This window comes from Streptomyces sp. SID5910, from assembly GCF_009862125.1.
Taxonomy (GTDB): domain Bacteria; phylum Actinomycetota; class Actinomycetes; order Streptomycetales; family Streptomycetaceae; genus Streptomyces.
Genome location: NZ_WWHX01001017.1, coordinates 1 through 987, shown reverse-complemented (window position 1 = coordinate 987; position 987 = coordinate 1). Strand labels below are relative to the sequence as shown.

Sequence of the window (987 nt, the reverse complement as noted above, 5' to 3'; positions counted from 1 at the left end):
GCAGCCGACGCGGCCACCGGCGTGGAGGGCGAGTTCGACGAAGGCGGTGCCCGGCAGCAGGACGGCCCCCAGCACCGCGTGGTCCGCCAGCCAGGCGTGGGACGCCAGCGACAGACGGCCGGTGAACAGACAGCCGTCGGAATCGGGCAGGGTCACCGCAGCACCGAGCAGAGGATGATCAGCAGCCCCCAGACCCGCCGCCGACACATCGCCGGCGGACGGGGCCGCCTCCAGCCAGTATCGGTCTCGCTGGAAGGCGTAGGTGGGGAGTTCCACCAGCCGGGGGCGGGACGGGGCGAGGAACGCAGCCCAGTCCATCTCGTGCCCCCGGATGTATGCCTGCGCGAGGGCTTCCACGAGCGAGCCGGCCTCGTCGCGGTCCTTACGCAGGACGGGAGCGAACACCATGTCCGAGACGGAGTCCGCGCCCATCCCGGACAGCACACCGTCGGGGCCCAACTCGAGGCAGCTGGTCACGCCCTGGTCTGAGAGATGCGTGATGCCGTCGGCGAAACGCACCGCCTCACGTACGTGACGCACCCAGTACTCCGGGTCACAGACTCCATCCGCAGACGCCAGCTCACCCGTCACGTTCGACAGCACAGCAAGCTGCGGAGCCTGGTAGGTGAGGGACTGGGCGATCTGCCGGAACTCGTCCAGCATCGGCTCCATCAACGGCGAATGGAACGCATGCGAGACGCGCAGCCGACGCACCCGCCGGCCCTCAGCCCGCCACACCTCCTCCAACTCCGAGACCACAGAACCGTCACCGGAAACCACGACCGCCTGCGGCCCGTTGACCGCCGCGACAGCCACACCCTCACGGCCAGCCAACGCAGCCCGGACCACCGTCTCTTCGGCCTCCACGGCGAGCATCGCCCCACCCTGCGGGAGTGCCTGCATCAGACGACCACGCGCAGCCACCAGCACACACGCGTCCTCCAGCGACCACACACCGGCGACATGGGCTGCCGCCAGCTCACCGAT

General features: G+C 69.8%; 1 protein-coding gene. It reads right to left on the bottom strand.

Going from position 1 to position 987, the window contains the following annotated elements; genetic code table 11:
- Positions 1-987, bottom strand: a 987-nt coding sequence (locus tag GTW67_RS35890; RefSeq protein ID WP_161168891.1) for an acyltransferase domain-containing protein, incomplete at both ends; no start/stop codon positions are given.